The organism is Microvirga sp. BF8 (assembly GCF_059888585.1).
Genome location: NZ_CM187619.1, coordinates 2383299 through 2400550, shown reverse-complemented (window position 1 = coordinate 2400550; position 17252 = coordinate 2383299). Strand labels below are relative to the sequence as shown.

Below are 17252 nucleotides of genomic sequence, written 5' to 3'. Positions count from 1 at the left end.
CTGGCGGTTCAGTCTAGGGCCGAAAGGCCGCCGTCGCGATCTGCAGCGGGAGATGAGCGGCCGCGTGAGCCACCATCGCGGCCTCGATACCGAAGAGAACATAGAGCCTGCCGCAGAGCAGGCCGACGATACCGTTCAACACGATGGCCCGCACGACGATAAGCGGTGTCAAGGCCGTGAGCAGGCCTGTGAACGGGAGGTGGCTCACACCGAACAGGACCGCCGCAACGATGATGGCCGTCCATGTCAGCCATGATGGGAGGGCGTCGTCCTTCGCGACGATGCGGGAGAGCACGTATACCAGCCCGGAGACGAGGAACAGCCGCATCAGCACCTCTTCGTTGATGCCACCGTACAGAAAACCTGTGAGCAGGCGCAGGCCGAAGGTCGCGTCGATGCTGGGTACCCCCACACGGGCCTGCCCATTCTGAAAGAACAGAAGATCAGTTGCGACGACGACAAGCCCAGAGGCGATGCCGAGACCCGCTGACGCGATCAGAAACCGCGTGATACGCGGAGCAGGAGGGCCGCCGGCCGCCCGAAGGACCAGCGGGGCTCCTGGCAGCCCGGTGGCGGTGGCGGCCCGCAAACCCAGGAATGCGGCGAGGCCGAACGTGACGATGGTCTGAAGAGCGGCAAGGCCTATCAGACCTGGCAACCCGCCCGCATAGGGCTGGCCTGCGTGCTCGCGCGCCGCAACAAGGAGGGGCAGGGCGCTCCACGAGCCGAGAAGACATAACGCGACCAGGATGGCTGTTGCGCGCAGATGCAGGCTCAGGGGTCTGCTCATGATGACACCTCCTGTCGCCCCGCGGGGCCGCCGAGCCTATTGACTCAGGTATTGAGGGTACAGGCTCCGCCAGAAGGCACAGTGATATTCGGAGCCTGCGTCGAAGCTCGCAATCCCGCCTGGCTCGAACCTGAGGGTGCGGCCGGTCGAATTGAACGTTTCCCATGCAGGCGCACCGTCGCTCTTGGGAGCGCCCGTCTGCACGAACGCGGCCCAGTAGGCGACCATCGTGTCTGCCAGCGCCTGTGAGGCGGCGCCAAGATCGGGCCCGTTGATCGCGGCGGTATTTGAGAACTTCGGGAAGAAGTAGTTGAGCTCCGAAGAGTGAACCGCACCCATCTCGAAGCCAGGATCGGGTTTCGCAGGAATGGAGACGCCGAGCACCGGCGCCGTACGGTCGGCGAAGTCGAACTGGTACACGTCCACGAAGCGCGAGGCCAATTTCGCCGTTTCCAGATAATAGCAGTGATTGATGCCGTTGTCGGGTCTGAAATCCGACATGACCGAACCGAGTGCGGCCGGGGCGGATGAATAGGCTTTGGCCGGATAGCGGGCTTCAACGGCGCCGGATTTGTCGGCGTAAATCGCCTTCAGAAGCTGCGGGTAATTGTCGGCTGTGACGCTCTTGCCGGCCTGTATGTCGTAGGCGACATAGAGGCGTAGCTCGTCGCGTGTTCCCCCGTTGATCAGCGGCACCTTGACGAACTTGCCTGCCGACAGTGCCTCTGCGCTTTGCAGCGGTACGGTTCTGTTGCCGTAGCTGGGCGCGTAGGTCATGAGATCGTCCGCGCCGACCTTATCCCCCGCATCCAGCAGCTTCTCGATGGATTGCCCGCGCATGCAGGACAGTGCCGAACTCGGATCCATACAGCCGACCAATTCGGCGACCTTGGTGCCGACCTTCAGATTGTCCCGGACCGATCGGAGCGGGAACGCACAGCCCGCGCTCTGCACGACCGCTTTCTGGAACAGTCCTGTCGTCGCCTCGGGCGCGATGAGATGCATGCAGACACCGGCGCCGCCGGCCGATTCTCCCATGAGCGTTACGTTGTCCGCGTCACCTCCGAATGCCGCGATATTGCGCTGGACCCACCGTAGGGCCATCCGCTGATCCTCGAGGCCGTAGCCGCCGTTGGAGTCGGCATCGAAGGCGGGATGAGGCATGAAGCCGAAAACCCCCAGCCGGTAGTTCATGGATACCACGATGGCATTGGTGGCGCGCGCCAGATGCTCCAGCGGATAGAGGCCGCTCGACCCGCCCACGAACGCGCCCCCATGAATCCAAACGAGCACTGGCCGCTTGCCGCTGTCGGCTTGTTGGGCCGACGTGGGCATGACGACATTCAGGTAAAGGCAGTCCTCCTGAGTGCTGGCTTCGGTCAAACCGTAGCGGGCCGTTTGTGGGCACGCCGGCGGGTATGTCGACGCATCGAGAGGATCATCCCACGACGGTGGCTCCTGCGGCGGCGCCCATCGCAGCCGGCCGATCGGTGGAGCAGCAAAGGGTATCCCCTTGAACGCGACCGTGCCGTCCCCTGCGGTGCCGCGAACCGGCCCCTTGTCGGTTGCGACCACGGGTGCATCCGACGATCGACCGGTCGTGGCGGGAGAGACGGCGCCGGCACTCACTGACACCGTGAGGGCCACGCCGAGTCCGGCCAGCATTGCGGCGACGCGGGTGAAGGCTGTCGACGTCCTCGTCATGATGAACGGTTCCCATACGGCATTCGATGAAGTTTGCGCATTATCCGAAACGGCCAGACAGGGCTAGGCCCGCCGACGGGATCAACGCAGATTCCACCATGGCACCCGTGAATGCGAAACAGGGCTGCCGTCGCGCGCAGGGCTTTTCGGAAGGGGTGCATCAGTGACGGCGACCAGCTACCGGCCCCAAAACGATCTATTGTAACGATTTGGACTTGGCCAAAAGTATACTGCTCTGGCCAGTAAAGTGAAATCTTTACTCAGGAACGAATACACTTATTATTCGCGCAATTCATTGACCGCGGTAGCATATGCTTGACACGAAGTCCCCCCCTTTGGGAGTGAGGGAAGAGCCCATTCGGGATCCGGAGCAGCTCAACCGCGCCCTTCATCTCACCTCGCCCTCGACCTGGATCGCATTGGCCGTGCTGGCGCTCTGCGTCGTGACCGTCGTCGGATGGGGAGTTCTCGGACGGCTCTCGTTTTACGCCCAGGGAATGGGTGTCATCCTGATGCAGAGGGGCGTTGTCTTCGACATTGCTGCGACCTCGACGGGGACGGTGAGCGCCATCCATGTGAAGGTCGGCCAACGGGTGGAAAAAGGCGATCTCCTCTTCACGATCCAGCAGGATGAACTGGCGGCACGGCGCCAGGCGGCCTTTCAGGCGCTCAAGCAACAGCAGGATGCCCTTGCCGCGTACCAAGCATCGTCTCAGGCGGACGTGGCGCGGCGCAAGGCTAATCTCGAGCAGCAGCTGCAATCCACGCAATCAAGCCTGAAGGATGCACAGAGCAACTTCGCCCAGCTTCAGGACATCTATGCGGGGCTTCAGCAGGAGCTTCAGCGCGGCTACACGACGCGCCCCCAGGTCCAGGCCGCCTTCGACCGGATGACGTCGGTGCAATCCTCGATCCGCGACATGACGGACCGGATGGGTTCCCTTCAGACGCAGCAGATCGAGTTTGAGAACGATGTCGCCCGCACGCTCGCGGACCTGCGCACGAAGGTCGTCAGCGCGGAGGGTGCTCTTCAGGATCTCGATGTGCAGCTGCAGTTCGGCGGCTTGATCCGCAGCCCTTCGAAAGGCTTCGTGACCGAAATCTCGACCCAGCCGAACGCCATCGTCTCCGCCTCGAGTCAGCTTGCCGTGGTCGAGACCGGCGAGGAGGATCTCGTCGTCCATGCCTACCTGCCGATTTCGGGCGGAAAGCGCGTTGCGGTCGGCATGGAGGCTCAGATCAGCCCGACCTCCGTGGAGCGTGACATCTACGGATCGCTGCGCGGCCGCGTGACGAGCGTCAGCGCGCTGCCTGTGACGCGTCAGGGCCTGATGAACGTGATCGGCGACGAGGCGCTCGTCTCCCAGCTCATGGCCGCCGGTGCACCCATCGAAGTCCAGCTGAGCCTGGAGAGCGATCCCAGCACTCCGAGCCGCCTGAAATGGACCTCGTCCTCCGGGCCGCCGCTCCGGATCACCCCCGGCACGACCGCCCAGGCCATGATCATGGTGCAGAGGGAGAGGCCTGTCGCCCTCGTCATTCCCCTGGCCCAAACTTGGCTGAGCCTATGACGGCCGGAATCCTTCCCCGTCCGTCCTTCCTGCGGCACGGAAGCCGGGTCTCGACGCCTACCGTGCTCCAGATGGAGTCGATGGAGTGCGGTGCTGCGGCCCTCGGCATCATCCTGGGTTACTATCGCCGCTTCGTCCCCCTGGAAGAACTGCGCGTCACCTGCGGCGTCTCCCGCGACGGTGTCAAGATCGGCAACATCCTCCGCGCCGCCACCAAATACGGCATGAAAGGCAGCGGTTTGGAGCTGAGCGCCGACCAGGCGCTGCGGCTGAAGCCGCCTTTCATCGCCTATTGGGATGCCAATCACTTCGTCGTGGTCGAAGGGGCGAGCGCGCACAGGGTCTTCATCAACGACCCGGCTTTCGGACGCCGGAGCGTCGGTCGCAAGGATTTCGCGGATTCGTTCTCCAATGTGGTGCTGCGCCTGGAGCCCGGCCCCGACTTCAAGCCGGGCGGCCGGCGCGGACATCTCCTGGCGACGCTCTATGCCTGGACGGAAGGATCCCGACCGGCGCTTGGCGTGATCGCGGCCGCCTCGCTGCTGCTTGTCCTGCCCAACGTTCTTATGCCGGCCTTCCTGAAGGTCTTCATCGACGAGGTGCTGGTCAGGGGCTTCAGCACTTGGCTCTTTCCCTTGCTCATCGGCTTCGTGCTTGCCGCGCTCCTGAGCGGTGCGCTCACCTGGCTGCAGCAGGCCATGCTTCTGAAGCTGCAGACCAAGTTCGCGATCACCATCTCGACGCGATTCATGTGGCACATGCTGCGCCTGCCGATCATGTTCTTCAAGGAACGGTATGCCGGCGACGTAGCCTCGCGGGTCCAGTCCGCGAACCACCTCGCATCGCTTCTTTCCGGGCCTCTGCCGACCATGGCAGTGAACGGCATCACGGCGCTGGGCTATGCCCTGATCATGAGCCTCTACAGTCTTCCGCTCACGCTGATCGCGGGTGCGCTGACGGCCCTGAACGCCATTGCCGTCAGTCTGCTTCAGCGACGCCTGCGCGATCTCAACGCCTCGCTCCTCAACACGGGCGCCAAGGCCTCCGGAGCAGCGATGGCAGGGTTGCGCTCCCTCGACAGCATCAAGGCAACGGGAACGGAAAGCGATTTCTTCCGCGTCTGGTCCGGTTATCAAACGAACAGCCTCAACACCTCTCAGGAGCTCTCGCGGACCTCGATCGGCCTTAGCACGGTCCCATCGGTGCTGAGCCATGTGACGACGGCCGTCGTGCTCGGCGTCGGCGCGCTTCTCATCATCGACGGTCGGATGAGCATCGGCGGCCTCGTCGCGTTCCAGATGCTGCTCGGATATTTCGTCGGACCGATCCAGCAGCTCATCGGCTTCGCCTCGCAGCTTCAGGAAGCCAGCGGCCACATGAGCCGCCTCGACGACGTGCTGAAGAGTCCCCTCGACCCGATGCTGAAAGCCTTGCCCGCTCCTGAGCAGGTGCAAGCCGGAACGGCCGCCCTCCTGACGGGTAACATCGAGCTGCGTAACGTTTCATTCGCTTTTGGGAGCCTCGATCAGCCCTTCATCAAGGATCTGAGCCTGACAATCAAACCGGGGCAGCGAATCGCCATCGTCGGCCGCAGCGGCAGCGGAAAATCGACGCTCCTGCGTCTGCTTCTCGGTCTATACCGGCCGAGCGCGGGCGACGTTCTGTTTGATGGTCGCTCCCTTGAGAACGTGCCGCGCGAGGTGCTGACCGGATCCATCGCATGGGTGGATCAGGACATCTACCTGTTCGAGGGCACCATCGCCGAAAACCTGACCCTTTGGGATCCGGTGACTCCGTGGGAGGCCGTGGTCCAGGCGGCGAAGGATGCCTGCATCCATGATACGATTATGAGCCGCGCAGGCGGCTACGATGGAAAAGTGCTGGAAGGCGGGACCAATTTCAGCGGCGGTCAGAGGCAGAGGCTGGAAATTGCCCGCGCCCTGGCGCGCCAACCCTCCGTGCTCGTGCTCGATGAGGCGACGGCGGCGCTCGACACCTATACGGAAGCGATCATCGACGGCAATATCCGCCGCCGCGGCATGACTTGCGTCATCGTCGCCCACCGCCTGAGCACCATTCGCGATTGTGACGAGATCCTTGTCATTAAGGACGGCGCTATCCTGGAGCGAGGAACGCATCATGAGCTCGTCGCGCAAAATGGCGAGTATGCCGAGCTGATCGCTGCATCATGAGCATTCTCGACAATCTCCTCGGCGGACAGGACAAGCTCGATGCCATCGTCGAGCAGGGCTGGGCGGACCCCGCCGCCGGTCTCGCCAAGGCGCTCGGTATTGCGGAGAAGCGCGTCATCGTCGGCGGCAAGGACGCCTTTCCACTGACCGGCACAGGGCGGTGCTGGCTCGTCCTCGCCGGCTCTGTCGACATCTTCTGGGATGATTCGGCCGGCCGCACTTTCCTGACGGAAATCGAGGCCGGCGGTCTCCTGGATGCCGTCATGGCCCAAGACGGGCCGGCGCGGGTCCTCGCAGTGCCCGGCGAGGATACGGAAATCGTCGAGACGACCCGCGGCGCCCTCTATGCGCTCCATGTCGCCCAAAAGGACGCCGACCAGTTCGTCGAGACCTGGAGCATCTGGATCGGTGCTCTCAAGGGCTGCATTCAGCGGGGCACGGTCGTCCAGCCGTCGGAGGGCGCCCCATCCGCCGGGTCCGCCTGGGACGGACCGCTCGACCGGCTGAACGCCACGCTGGTGGCGAGCGTTTCCGCAACCCGCGAGGCGATGCTGCGCGCACGCCTTCAACGCGTGAAGCAGACGCAGAATGCCACCGCTCACGACTTTGCCAGCGGGCTCGGCATCATCGCGGATATCTTCGATCCCGATGCGCTCCAGCGCACCGGGATCGACCGGATGGGCCTCGCGGAGGCGGCACGCGCCGTCGTCCATGCGGTCGGCATCGAGCAGGAGATCGTCACGCCGGATGCCATGGAGGCGCTACCGGAGAGCGACGCGATCCAGGTCTTCGCGCAGGACAACGGCCTGCAGACCAGGAGCGTGCAGCTCGACGAGGATTGGTGGACGCAGGATCACGGCCCGCTTCTCGCCTTCACGAATCCGGGCCGGCAACCCTGTGCGCTGCTGCCCGCGCCGCGCAATCGGTATTGGATCTGCACCGGCAATGCGCGCGCCCGTGTGGATGCCAGGATCGCCGCATCGATCGATGCTGCGGCCTATTCCTTTTTCCCGCCGTTGCCTTCCGGGCCCCTGACGCCCTGGCGGATCTTCCGCTTCGGGCTCGGCGGTGGCCGCCGGGATGTCCGCAATGCGATCCTATGCATGATCCTGTGCGGCCTGCTCTCCCTCATCACGCCGCTCGCCATCGGGTGGCTGATGAATCCGATCATTCCGGGCGCCGAACGGGATCAGGTCTATGTGGTCATGCTCCTGCTCGCGACGACCGGCATCTCCGCCGCGCTCACGTCCATCATCCAATCCCTGGCGACAGTCCGGCTGGAGGGCAGGATGGACAACCGGATCCAGGCTGCTGTTTGGATCCGCCTGCTCAATCTTCCGGCCTCCTTTTTCCGGGACTACACCGCGGGCGACCTCGCCAATCGTGCCGACAGCATCGACAGCATGCGGCAGATCCTGGCGCAGTCGCTCAACCTCTTCGTAGTCAGCGGCATCGGTGCCGTGTTCAGCTTCGGCCTGATGCTCTACTACGATTGGCAGGTTTCTCTCATCGTTCTCGTCGCCTGCGCGATTTTCGGCGCCGTAGCCTATACGGTGGGCCGCCGCGTGCTGGAGTATAACCGCCAGGCTCTCGATTTGGGCGGACGGATCCAGGGCCTGATTCTCCAGATGCTCGGCTCCATCGCGAAGCTGCGGGTTGCGGGCGCGGAGCGGCGGGCTTTTCTGCAATGGCTCGACCTCTACCGCCGCAGCATCGATATCGGTTTGCGTCAGCGCGTCCTCAACAATCGCCTGCTGATCTTCCGCGCGATGTTCGAGTACCTGATTCCGCTCGTCGTCCTGGTCGTCATCGGCTACCAGATGGGCATCCTGCTCGCATTCTTCCAATGGGGCACCGACACGGCAACTGCGGGCGCGACGCCGCCGTTGAGCACGGCGCAGTTCGTCAGCTTCAACGTCGCTCTCGGGCAGTTTCTCGGATCGGCCTTCTCTTCGACCCGGGGCTCCCTGCTCCTCGTGATGCTCCGTCCGCTCTACGACCGCGTGAAGCCGATCCTCCTTGCGCAGGAAGAGGAGCGGATCGGCCACGGCCATCTGGCGCCGATCAAGGGCGACATCGAATTCAGAGACGTCTCGTTCCGCTATGGACCCGAGGAGCCGCTCGCTCTTCGCCAGGTGTCCTTCCGGGCCGAGCGGGGCAAGGTGACGGCCATCGTCGGCCCATCGGGCGCCGGGAAGTCCTCGGTGGTGCGTCTGCTTCTCGGTTTCGAGGCGCCGGAGACCGGTTCGGTGCTGGTGGATGGAAACGACCTGAGGTTCATCAATCGGTGGGATCTGCGTCGGCAATACGGAGTCGTCCTCCAGGACGGAGGTCTCCTCAGCGCCTCCGTTTACGACAATGTTGCGGCCGGGCTCCCATTCTCCGCCGACGACGTCATGGCGGCGCTGCGCGCAGCGGGGCTCGAGGAGGATATCAAGGCCTGGCCGATGGGCCTGCGTACGGTGGTCGGTGACGGCTCGTCGGAAATCTCCCGCGGCCAGCGGCAGCGTCTCATGATTGCGCGGGCGATCATCCGCAAGCCCAGGGTGCTGATTTTCGACGAGGCGACCAGTGCGCTGGACAATGTCGCCCAGGCGGAAGTTACGAAAAACCTCAAGGCCCTGGACTGCACCCAGGTCGTCATCGCCCATCGTCTGTCCACGATCATGGATGCGGACAAGATCATCGTTCTCGATGCCGGCAAGGTTGTCGAAACAGGCACCTACACGGATCTCGTGGCGAAGGATGGCCTATTCGCCCGCCTGGTGGAGCGGCAGGTCGAATGACCGTTGCACTCGCGTCCGCGTGGACAACCCTCTGTCATCACTGCGACGGCATCGCTATCGCCTCGACCCTGGAGGCCCTGCGCCGGGCGGGCGCTCTCGACCTTCTGCTGTGCCGCCCGGCCTCGCCGGAGGCCCTTGCCGGCGCTTCGGGCATGGCATCCGGCTACGCCGGCCTCGCGGGAAAATTGCTCCGGTCCCAGGGCTTTGCGACGCTGCGCGGCGAGGAGCTGGTCCTGACCAATTCAGGCCGTGCCGTCGCGAGCGAATCCCGCCTCGTCCATGGGGCTCAGGAGCGGATCAAAAGCGCTGCCGTGCTTCTGAACGCGCTCGTCGGAGGTGGAGGCGCAGTGCCCGACATGGACCTGTCGCCATTCGAAGACCCTGCCATGTTCGAGCGGTGGCGCCAGCAGGCGCTCGGGCCATTGGCGGCCGCAGCCTGGTTCGGCCTCGACCGTCGCGGCGTTCTCGCGCACTTGCGCGAAGGATATTGCCGTGCCGCCGATGCGGCCGAGCAGCAGGCCGTTCGAGTCCTGCGCCTCGTCGGGTGGGTAGAGACCGGCGGAGCCGAGCATGTGCGTATCACGGAGCCGGGACGGGCCGCTCTCGGCCTCGTGGTGCAATATGCCTATCCGCTCTCCTACCTACCGACCTTCGCATCGGTTGACGCGCTCCTGAGTGGCGGCACTCGCCTTGCGCGCGACGGCGACGAGGAGACACATATCGATCGTTCCCTCGACATCGCCTTCAGCGGCGTCGTCTTCTCGAAGAGTTGCCGCGAGCCGTTCCTCGAACTCGCGTTACCGCTGTTCGACACGCCTGTCGCCGCCGACCAGCCGATCGCCGTTGTCGACACCGGCTCGGGCGACGGCACCGTGCTCGCGGCTCTCTTCGAGGCTCTGTGCGGACGTACGCGGCGCGGAGGCATGCTCGACCGATATCCCCTCGTGCTCGTCGGTGTCGAAGTGAACGAGGTCGCGCGACGCGCAACCGAGGAGCGGCTCGCCGGTCTCGGTGTGCCATCCCTGGCCATCCTCGGCGACGTCGGTCAGCCCAGACGCATTGCAGAGTCCCTGGCCGCCTCCGGGATCGATCCGCTGCGGGTTCTTCATGTGAACAAGTCCGTCATTCACAACAGGTCGTTCCGTCCCCCATCGCAAACGTATCCGGCGCCGGCGACAGCGGCGGTCTTCGTCGATGGTGATGGGGAAAGAATTGCGCAGGATCGGCTTTTCTCGAACCTCGTCGAATTCTTCGCTGACTGGGCGTCGATCCTCGGCCCGCATGGGATGATTTCCATCGAGGCGCATACCGTCGCACCCGAGCGCGCGGCTGATCACGTGGGCCGCAGTCTCATCTCCCTGCTCGACGCGGCGCACGGCTATTCCGGCCAGTTTCTCGTAGAGATCGATTTTCACCGGCATGCCCAGGACATGGCGGGCCTTTCGCGCATCCAGCAACGCGACCTCGGCGCCGGAATGGTCGGCGCACCGATCATGTCCGTCGATCATCTCGTCCGGCGCTGAGGTCGGCACGCGGTCGCAGGAAATCGGCCAGGATCGGCTCCAGGCTCTTGAAGTCATAGAGAAAGGCACCGTGGCCGATGGGGCTGTCGAGCGTGACGTGCTGGACAGGAGTGCCACGCGGCAGGAGGGCCTCGCGGATCTCGTCCATCTCCTGGGGCGGATAGCGCCAGTCGGTGGCATAGCTGACGAGGAGGAGAGGGGAGGTATAGCGGGCCAACGCTGCTGTTACAGAGCCTGCTTCGCGCGAGAGGTCGAAATAGTCGATGGCGCGGGTCAGATAGATCAGCGCATTGGCATCGAGACTGCCGGCAGCCGCGTTGCGGTGCACCCGCTTGAGAAAATCCTCGATGGCGAATTCCGGCTCGAGGGTGTATCGCAACGGTCGGTTCTCGATGGTTTTCAAGCCGAACTTGTCCTGGAGAGCATCGCGGCTCATCCAGAACAGGGCGCCGGTCATCGCGAGAAGGCCAAGTCCCGCGTCCGGCGCCGGACCGTCATAATAGTCGCCGCCGTTCCAGGCGGGATCGCTCATGATTGCGGCGCGCAGGACGCTCCAAAGGGCGGTATTGTGGGTGCTCGTCCGAGCCGTCGCGCTGATGAGGACAGCGCTGCCGACACACTCAGGAAAGCGTGACATCCATTCCAGCGCCTGAAACCCGCCCATGCAGCCGCCGACAATAGTATGGAGCCGCGCGATGCCGAGCGCATCCAGGAACCTGCGCTGCACCTCGACCATGTCCGAGATGGTGACGACCGGAAAACGCATGCCATAGGGCCGCCCCGTTGCCGGATCCGGAGACATGGGCCCCGTGCTGCCTCCGAAACTGCCGATCACATTGGGGCAAATGACGAAGAAGCGATCGGTATCGATGGCAAGACCTGGTCCGACCGCCTGGCACCACCAGCCTGGTTTTGCGCCGTCGCGCCAGGGCGGCCCTGCCGCATGCTGGTCCGCCGTCAGGCCATGAAGGAGCAGGATGACGTTGTCGCGCTCCGGCGAGAGCGTGCCGTAGGTCTCATAGGCGACCGACACATCCTGGAGCGCGCGTCCGGACATGAGCGGAAGGGCCCCCGCGAGCCGCAGCGTTTCGCGGACGATCTTCATCAGATCGCGGCCAGAAGCTGCTCGACTGCCTCTGCGCCTTGCATGAAATAGCCGCCGGGGAAGGCGCTCGGCGCGGGAAGCAGTCGGTGAGGGCGCCACAGCGCCAGGCCGATCAGCCTGGAATCGAGGCGGATCGCGAGGCGGCGGGCGAGAAGCTCGTCGATCGACCGTTCGACCGAAGCTTCGTCGCAACCCATCTCCGCCATGCGGCCGCGGAGCTGCGCTTCAGGCAATGCATCGTCGGCCAGCTTCAGGATCGTCCGCGCGAGACCGTCGATGCGATGATGCCGCTCCACGGCGCAATCGCGCGTGTCCTCGACGAGGAGGGCTCCGTCCTCCTCGACCATCGTGAGCATGGGCAACGGACCACGCGTCCAGGCTGAAAACCATGCTCCAATGGCCTGCCGTGCCGCTTCGAGACCGGGACGCGCGGGCAGCGATCCGCGCCCTGCATCGCCAGAACCGTCATCCTCGAAGAAATAGACCTGATTTCGCAGGTCGGACTCGGCGAGGGGGTATGCGTAGCGATAGAGTTCAGACGGCGTCAGGCTCAGGCCGAAGGATGCGGGACTGGTGAAGTAGGGGCTGTAGCGATCGAACCGCAGGGTGACGGCGCCGCCCGGCTGGAGATGAGAGACCAGGGGCAACCATTCCGCCATTTCCGTATACCAGGCATCATCCTCGCCCGGAAAACCGCAGAGCAGACTCCAGCTCACGCGGATGCCGAGCTGCCGGCTCCACTTGAGGAGTTGAAGATTCTGCGCGGCCGTGCAGCCTTTGCGCATCAGGCGAAGGATGCGTGAATCGAGGCTCTCGATGCCCGGCTGGATCCAGCGGACGCCCGCCGCGGCGAGCGTTTCGAGTTGCTTCTTCTTCATGTTGGATTTGACTTCGAAGAAGATCGAGAAATCATGACCTTCCTCGGCGAGACGTGGCATCACGTGCTCGAAATAGCCCATGTCCAGGATGTTATCGACCGCCTCTATCCGTTGTACCCGGTAGCGCTCAGCCATCCGCACCATGTCGCCGACGACGGTCTCGGCAGGTTTCGAGCGGTAGGACATGGTCCCGCCGTTGAGGCCGCAGAACGTGCAGTGACTTTTCGCCCCCCACCAGCAGCCGCGGGAGAATTCCATCGGCAGGCCGGGAACGATGCTTCGGGCATAAAGTGATTGTGACAGTTCCTCGAAGTAGTCGTCATAATCGGGCAACGGCAGCGCGCGGATATCTTCCGTAATCGCCCTCGGCACGCCATCACCCGTATTCGTCACGGGGTAGCCGGTTGTGCGGTGGACCGGCGCAAAGACGCCGAACGGCAGGTCTTCCGGCGCAATGTTCCGTCCACTCTCCAGAATGGTCTCGGCCAAGGGAACGATGAAGCCATCCGCCTCGCCCGAAACGACGAAATCGACCCAGGGATACTGCGCGTGAGTCGTCCGGCCCATCACGGATTCACAGTTCGCGCCTCCGATCAGGGTCACTACGTCCGGGGCCAGTTCCCGGATTCGCCGCAGGAGAGCGAGAGAGGCGACATGCTGCTGGAAGGTCGACGTGCAGCCGACGATGCGCGGCTCGAGGGCGAGGACCTTCCGGGCCGCCCAGTCGATGAAGTCGATCATCTGTCCGCGCAGGGACAAGAGCTGCGTCGCGTCGGGCGGCTGGCGTCCGCGGCGCGGGTTTCGCGCCGCGAGACGTGTCAGAAAATGACTATGATCCGGTTGGAAGTCGGGGAAGGCCGCGGCACCGAACAGCCAGTCCACCAGAGCCTCCTCCGGACGGATGCCTTCGAGCGCCCGATAGCTCTTGATGCCGACATATTCCAGGAACCAGAGGCTCGGATAGAGAACCTTGGTGGTGATCTTTGCTTCGGTCAGGATGGATTTGAGGAGCCCGAGGGCGATGGAAGGCCGCTCGACCCCCGAAAGGGGCATGTTCACGAGGCAGATGTCCGCTCTTGCTGCCGAGCGGTTCGCTTCGGAGGCTGTCACCCGTTCGGACTCCTGTTGCGGAAACTGACTTAGTGTCTATCGGATGCGTGGAAGAATACCAAGGTGCTTGACGGCCACCAATACCTCAGCTTAACTTGCTATCAATATATTCCGCAAGGTGTCTCTGCCTTTCAGGGATATACCCTCCGCAATGAATCCGTTCATCACAGTATATCCCGCGAAGAGGTGACTCATGTCCGTCGAAGACGCAGAGCGTTTTGCGAACAACCTGGTCGGTAACTCAGAACTGCTCGCCCAAGTCAAACAGCATGCCACTGGCCTCGCGTCGGTTGTGGCTCTGGCAAAGCAGCATGGCTACGACTTCACCGTCGACGAAGCCAAGAAGTACATCCAGTCGCGCAGCCCCTATGAGCTCAACGATCAGCAGCTCGACGCCATCGCGGGCGGCAAGCACCACCATTCCAGCGTGGCGACCAGCACGAAGGTCGCCCAAACCGCCTATGTGGCGAGCAGTGCGGTCGAGGCGGCCGAGGTTGCCACATCCGCGGTGCAGGTCGCGGAGGCTGCAGCCGACGTAGCAGCGGCCGCCGAGGTCGTCGCAGTCGTCGCCGCCGTTCTCACCTGATTCGCCTCCTTGGCCGAGATGCTCGATTGCCTCCCCGAGGCGCGAAGCAACAATGACGCCCTGGCGGACCTGAACGATCCCCGCGCGTATCTCGCGCGGGCGCTGCGCCGGCGCACCCCGCGCGAACTGTCGATTATCGCCGAGACCAAGCGCTTCCGCGAGCGCCTGATCGGCGACGAGGCGTTTCGTGTGGCGCTCCGTGCGGAGGGCTCGCATCTGGCACACGATTACGAGCGGTACCGTCCACTCTGGGACACCGGGACCGGTCACAAGGTTTGGAATTCCGGTGATCTGGCGGCTTGGCCCGAGGTCAGCCTGTGGCAGGCCTGGCACCAGGATCTCGTGCGCTATCGCGATCTGATGACGGCCTATCCATCCCGTTGCGGGACACATGCCGCATTCACGGCCTGGCGTCGGCGTCAGGCGGCGCGGGCGGCCAGCGAACTTGGCCCTATGCACGCGGCGATCACCCATCCTGTCGTCGCCTATGAACTGGCCAGCGGCTGCTCGGTGGGATGCTGGTTCTGCGGCATCTCGGCGAGCGCCTTCAGCGGGTCCGCCTCCTATGACGAGTACAGCAGCCTGTGGCGGGCCGTCCTCTCCGTCATGTCGGATCGGCTCGGTCCCGCTGCTCGGACCGGTTTCTGCTATTGGGGCACCGATCCTGCCGATACGCCGGACTATGACCGCTTTCTTGAAGATCACCGGCGCATCACAGGCTGGGTGCCGCAGACCACCACGGCCGCCCCGTTGCGCGATGTGAGCCTCATTCGCCGGATCCTCGCACTCTCCGACCGGAATGGGCCGGTTCTGAACCGGTTCTCGGTTCTCACCACGCGCCAGCTTCACCAGATTTTTGCCGCGTTCACACCGCTTGAACTGCTGCTCGTCGAACTCGTCCCGCAGATGCGCGGGTCCCTGATGCCCAAGGCCCGCGCCGGGAGGGCGCTCGAGCGCGAAACCGCGCAGCCCGATCGGGACCTGGGCCTCAGCGGCGTCGCCACGACCATCGCCTGCGTGTCAGGTTTCCTGATCAATCTCAGGGAGCGGCGCGTTCGGCTGATCACCCCATGCCGTGCCGATGCCGACCGGCCAGAGGGATACAGGACTTTCGCGGACGAGAGGTTTTCCGGCGGCGACGATTTCGCAGACGTTCTCGATGGACTGATCGCGCAACATATGCCGGAGGATTTGCCGTCCGATACACTGCTTGGCTTCCGGACCGACCTCTCCGTGACCGTGGAAGCAGACCATCTCCGCCTCGAGAACGATGTGACGGTCCACAAGGTCGGTGGTTTCCCGTTTCTGCCGCGACTTGCCGAACTGCTCGTACGCGCTCCGCGCTGCGCGGGCGATATCACCGAGACTCTCGTGATGTCCGGTGCCAATTTCTTTGACGTACACCGACTTTTGATCGACCTTTACGACGGCGGTCTTCTGGAGTCGCCCATCCCTGGCCCAATCCGGCGCGACGGCGCCGCGACCGTGAATCGAGACGCGCGATGAATACGACGGAAGCGACCCAGCATTATCGGGGCATCTTCGAGAAGCGGACGCCGGAAGAGTTGCGGACCCTGGCGCATATCAAGCGCTTCATGGAGCGTCTCGTGGCCGATCCAGGCTTTCGTCAGGCCCTCGCAGACAATGTGGACGATCCCAAGGGCGTCGCCGAACGTTACGGGATCGATATCGATCCGCAACAGATGCTGCCCCTCTATCATCGGCAATATCTTCGTTTCCGTTTCACGGAGGAGGAGGCTCGCTGGCCCCTCGCGCTGGCCTGGGACGAATATATGAAGGACATGTTCCGGCATCGCGATCTGCTGCGCGAAGAAGGAAGCATGGAAGGAATTCACCCGCGCTTCCACGCCTGGCGGGAGCGGCAGATCCGTCGCTCCATGAGCGAACTTGGAGGCTCCGGCCCATCCATCACGCATCCCATCGTTGCTTTTGAACTCAGCGAGGGCTGCACCGTCGGCTGCTGGTTCTGCGGTCTCTCCGCGGACCGCTTCAAGGGATACTTCCCCTATTCCGACGAGAATGCCGACCTCTGGCGGCAGATCGTGTCGACGATCGATGCCATGTTCGGAACAGCGGCCCGCACCGGTTTCTGTTACTGGGCGACCGACCCGTGCGACAACCCGGATTACGATCGCTTTATCGCCGACTACTACCACATCACAGGCGCGCTTCCGCAGACCACGACGGCCGCACCGCTGAAGGATCCGGCCCTGACCCGTCGCATCCTTGCGTTGTTCGAAAAATACCGCACCGTGACCAATCGCTTCTCCGTGCTCACCGTGAAGCATCTCGAGAAGATTCACGCCGCCTTCACACCGGAAGAGCTGATGGGCGTGGAGCTGGTGATGCAGAACCGCGAGTCTCTGACCGCCAAGGCCGACGCAGGGCGGGCGCGCGAGCGTCAGGCGAAACTGCGGGAAGCAGGCAAGCCCGACAAGATCGCGGAGCTGTCGCGCGACCATACGACCATCGCCTGCGTTTCAGGCTTCCTCGTCAACATGATGAAGAAGACGGTTCAACTCGTCACGCCCGTTCCGGGCAGCGCGCGCTGGCCCCTTGGCTACCGGGTCTTCGGTGAGCGCCAGTTCTCGACCGGCGCCGAATTCCGGGATGCCATCGAAAGCCTTATCGACGAGCACATGACCGAGAGGCTCCCGAGCGACTGGCCGGCCCGTTTCAGGCCGGATCTGCGCTATGAGCCTATGGCCGGAGGGTTCAAGCTGCATTCCCGCTCGACCGAGCACACGATTCAGAATGCAATCTGCGGAGAGGCGGCGGGAGCTCTCATGGCCCGCGGCAATCTCCTGGTCTCGGACGTGATCGAGCAGCTTGTGAAAAGCGGCGTGAGCGTGCTCGTGGTCGCGGATCTTCTCGAAAAGCTCTTCCAATGTGGGCTCGTGGAGGAGCCGGACTCCGGCGACGGCGCGCCCGCCCCCGTCGATGCGGACGTGACCTCCCTGGCCGTCTGACGATCCGGCCCTCGACG

11 protein-coding genes are annotated in these 17252 nt (G+C 63.9%); 7 read left to right on the top strand and 4 right to left on the bottom strand.

Features of this window, described 5'->3' with window-relative positions:
* Window positions 1-13: 13 nt before the first annotated feature.
* Together AC522E_RS11385 and AC522E_RS11380 are read right to left on the bottom strand one after the other, a co-directional pair.
* A complete protein-coding gene (locus tag AC522E_RS11385) occupies window positions 14-790 on the bottom strand; it encodes a CPBP family glutamic-type intramembrane protease (protein WP_500746379.1) in 777 nt (258 codons plus the stop codon).
* 36 nt (window positions 791-826) lie between these two features.
* Window positions 827-2365 (bottom strand): carboxylesterase/lipase family protein, encoded by a 1539-nt coding sequence (locus AC522E_RS11380; protein WP_500746378.1) that lies wholly within the window; start codon window positions 2363-2365, stop codon window positions 827-829.
* A 470-nt stretch (window positions 2366-2835) separates the two neighbouring features.
* Here AC522E_RS11380 and AC522E_RS11375 point away from each other — a divergent pair, with 470 nt between their 5' ends.
* From AC522E_RS11375 to AC522E_RS11360, 4 genes are read left to right on the top strand one after another with little or no spacing between them, the layout of a single operon-like run.
* The gene (locus AC522E_RS11375; RefSeq protein WP_500746377.1) at window positions 2836-4065 is read left to right on the top strand and encodes an NHLP bacteriocin system secretion protein; all 1230 of its coding nucleotides are present in this window, start codon (window positions 2836-2838) and stop codon (window positions 4063-4065) included.
* The gene (locus tag AC522E_RS11370) at window positions 4062-6257 is read left to right on the top strand and encodes an NHLP family bacteriocin export ABC transporter peptidase/permease/ATPase subunit (RefSeq protein ID WP_500746376.1); all 2196 of its coding nucleotides are present in this window, start codon (window positions 4062-4064) and stop codon (window positions 6255-6257) included. The genes AC522E_RS11375 and AC522E_RS11370 overlap by 4 nt, the downstream gene beginning before the upstream one ends.
* Window positions 6254-9043, top strand: a complete 2790-nt coding sequence (locus AC522E_RS11365) for an NHLP bacteriocin export ABC transporter permease/ATPase subunit (protein ID WP_500746375.1) — start codon at window positions 6254-6256, stop codon at window positions 9041-9043. The genes AC522E_RS11370 and AC522E_RS11365 overlap by 4 nt, the downstream gene beginning before the upstream one ends.
* Window positions 9040-10566 carry an AprA-related methyltransferase gene (locus AC522E_RS11360; RefSeq protein ID WP_500746374.1) on the top strand — a complete coding sequence of 509 codons (1527 nt, stop codon included), beginning with the start codon at window positions 9040-9042 and terminating at the stop codon, window positions 10564-10566. The genes AC522E_RS11365 and AC522E_RS11360 overlap by 4 nt, the downstream gene beginning before the upstream one ends.
* Here the strand turns inward: AC522E_RS11360 and metX are convergent.
* Together metX and AC522E_RS11350 are read right to left on the bottom strand one after the other, a co-directional pair.
* Window positions 10535-11671 carry a homoserine O-acetyltransferase MetX gene (gene metX, locus AC522E_RS11355; RefSeq protein ID WP_500746373.1) on the bottom strand — a complete coding sequence of 379 codons (1137 nt, stop codon included), beginning with the start codon at window positions 11669-11671 and terminating at the stop codon, window positions 10535-10537. The genes AC522E_RS11360 and metX overlap by 32 nt on opposite strands.
* A complete protein-coding gene (locus AC522E_RS11350; RefSeq protein WP_500746372.1) occupies window positions 11671-13659 on the bottom strand; it encodes a RiPP maturation radical SAM C-methyltransferase in 1989 nt (662 codons plus the stop codon). The genes metX and AC522E_RS11350 overlap by 1 nt, the downstream gene beginning before the upstream one ends.
* A gap of 193 nt (window positions 13660-13852) precedes the next feature.
* Between AC522E_RS11350 and AC522E_RS11345 the strand changes: the two genes are divergently transcribed.
* The 3 genes from AC522E_RS11345 to AC522E_RS11335 are packed head-to-tail and all read left to right on the top strand — an operon-like array spanning window position 13853 to window position 17235.
* Entirely contained in the window at window positions 13853-14245 is a 393-nt protein-coding gene (locus tag AC522E_RS11345; protein ID WP_500746371.1) for a Nif11-like leader peptide family natural product precursor, read from the top strand.
* A gap of 18 nt (window positions 14246-14263) precedes the next feature.
* Complete coding sequence (locus AC522E_RS11340) at window positions 14264-15751, top strand: radical SAM family RiPP maturation amino acid epimerase (RefSeq protein ID WP_500750656.1); 1488 nt, start codon at window positions 14264-14266, stop codon at window positions 15749-15751.
* Entirely contained in the window at window positions 15748-17235 is a 1488-nt protein-coding gene (locus AC522E_RS11335) for a radical SAM family RiPP maturation amino acid epimerase (protein WP_500746370.1), read from the top strand. Before AC522E_RS11340 ends, AC522E_RS11335 begins: the two co-directional genes overlap by 4 nt.
* Window positions 17236-17252: the final 17 nt, after the last annotated feature.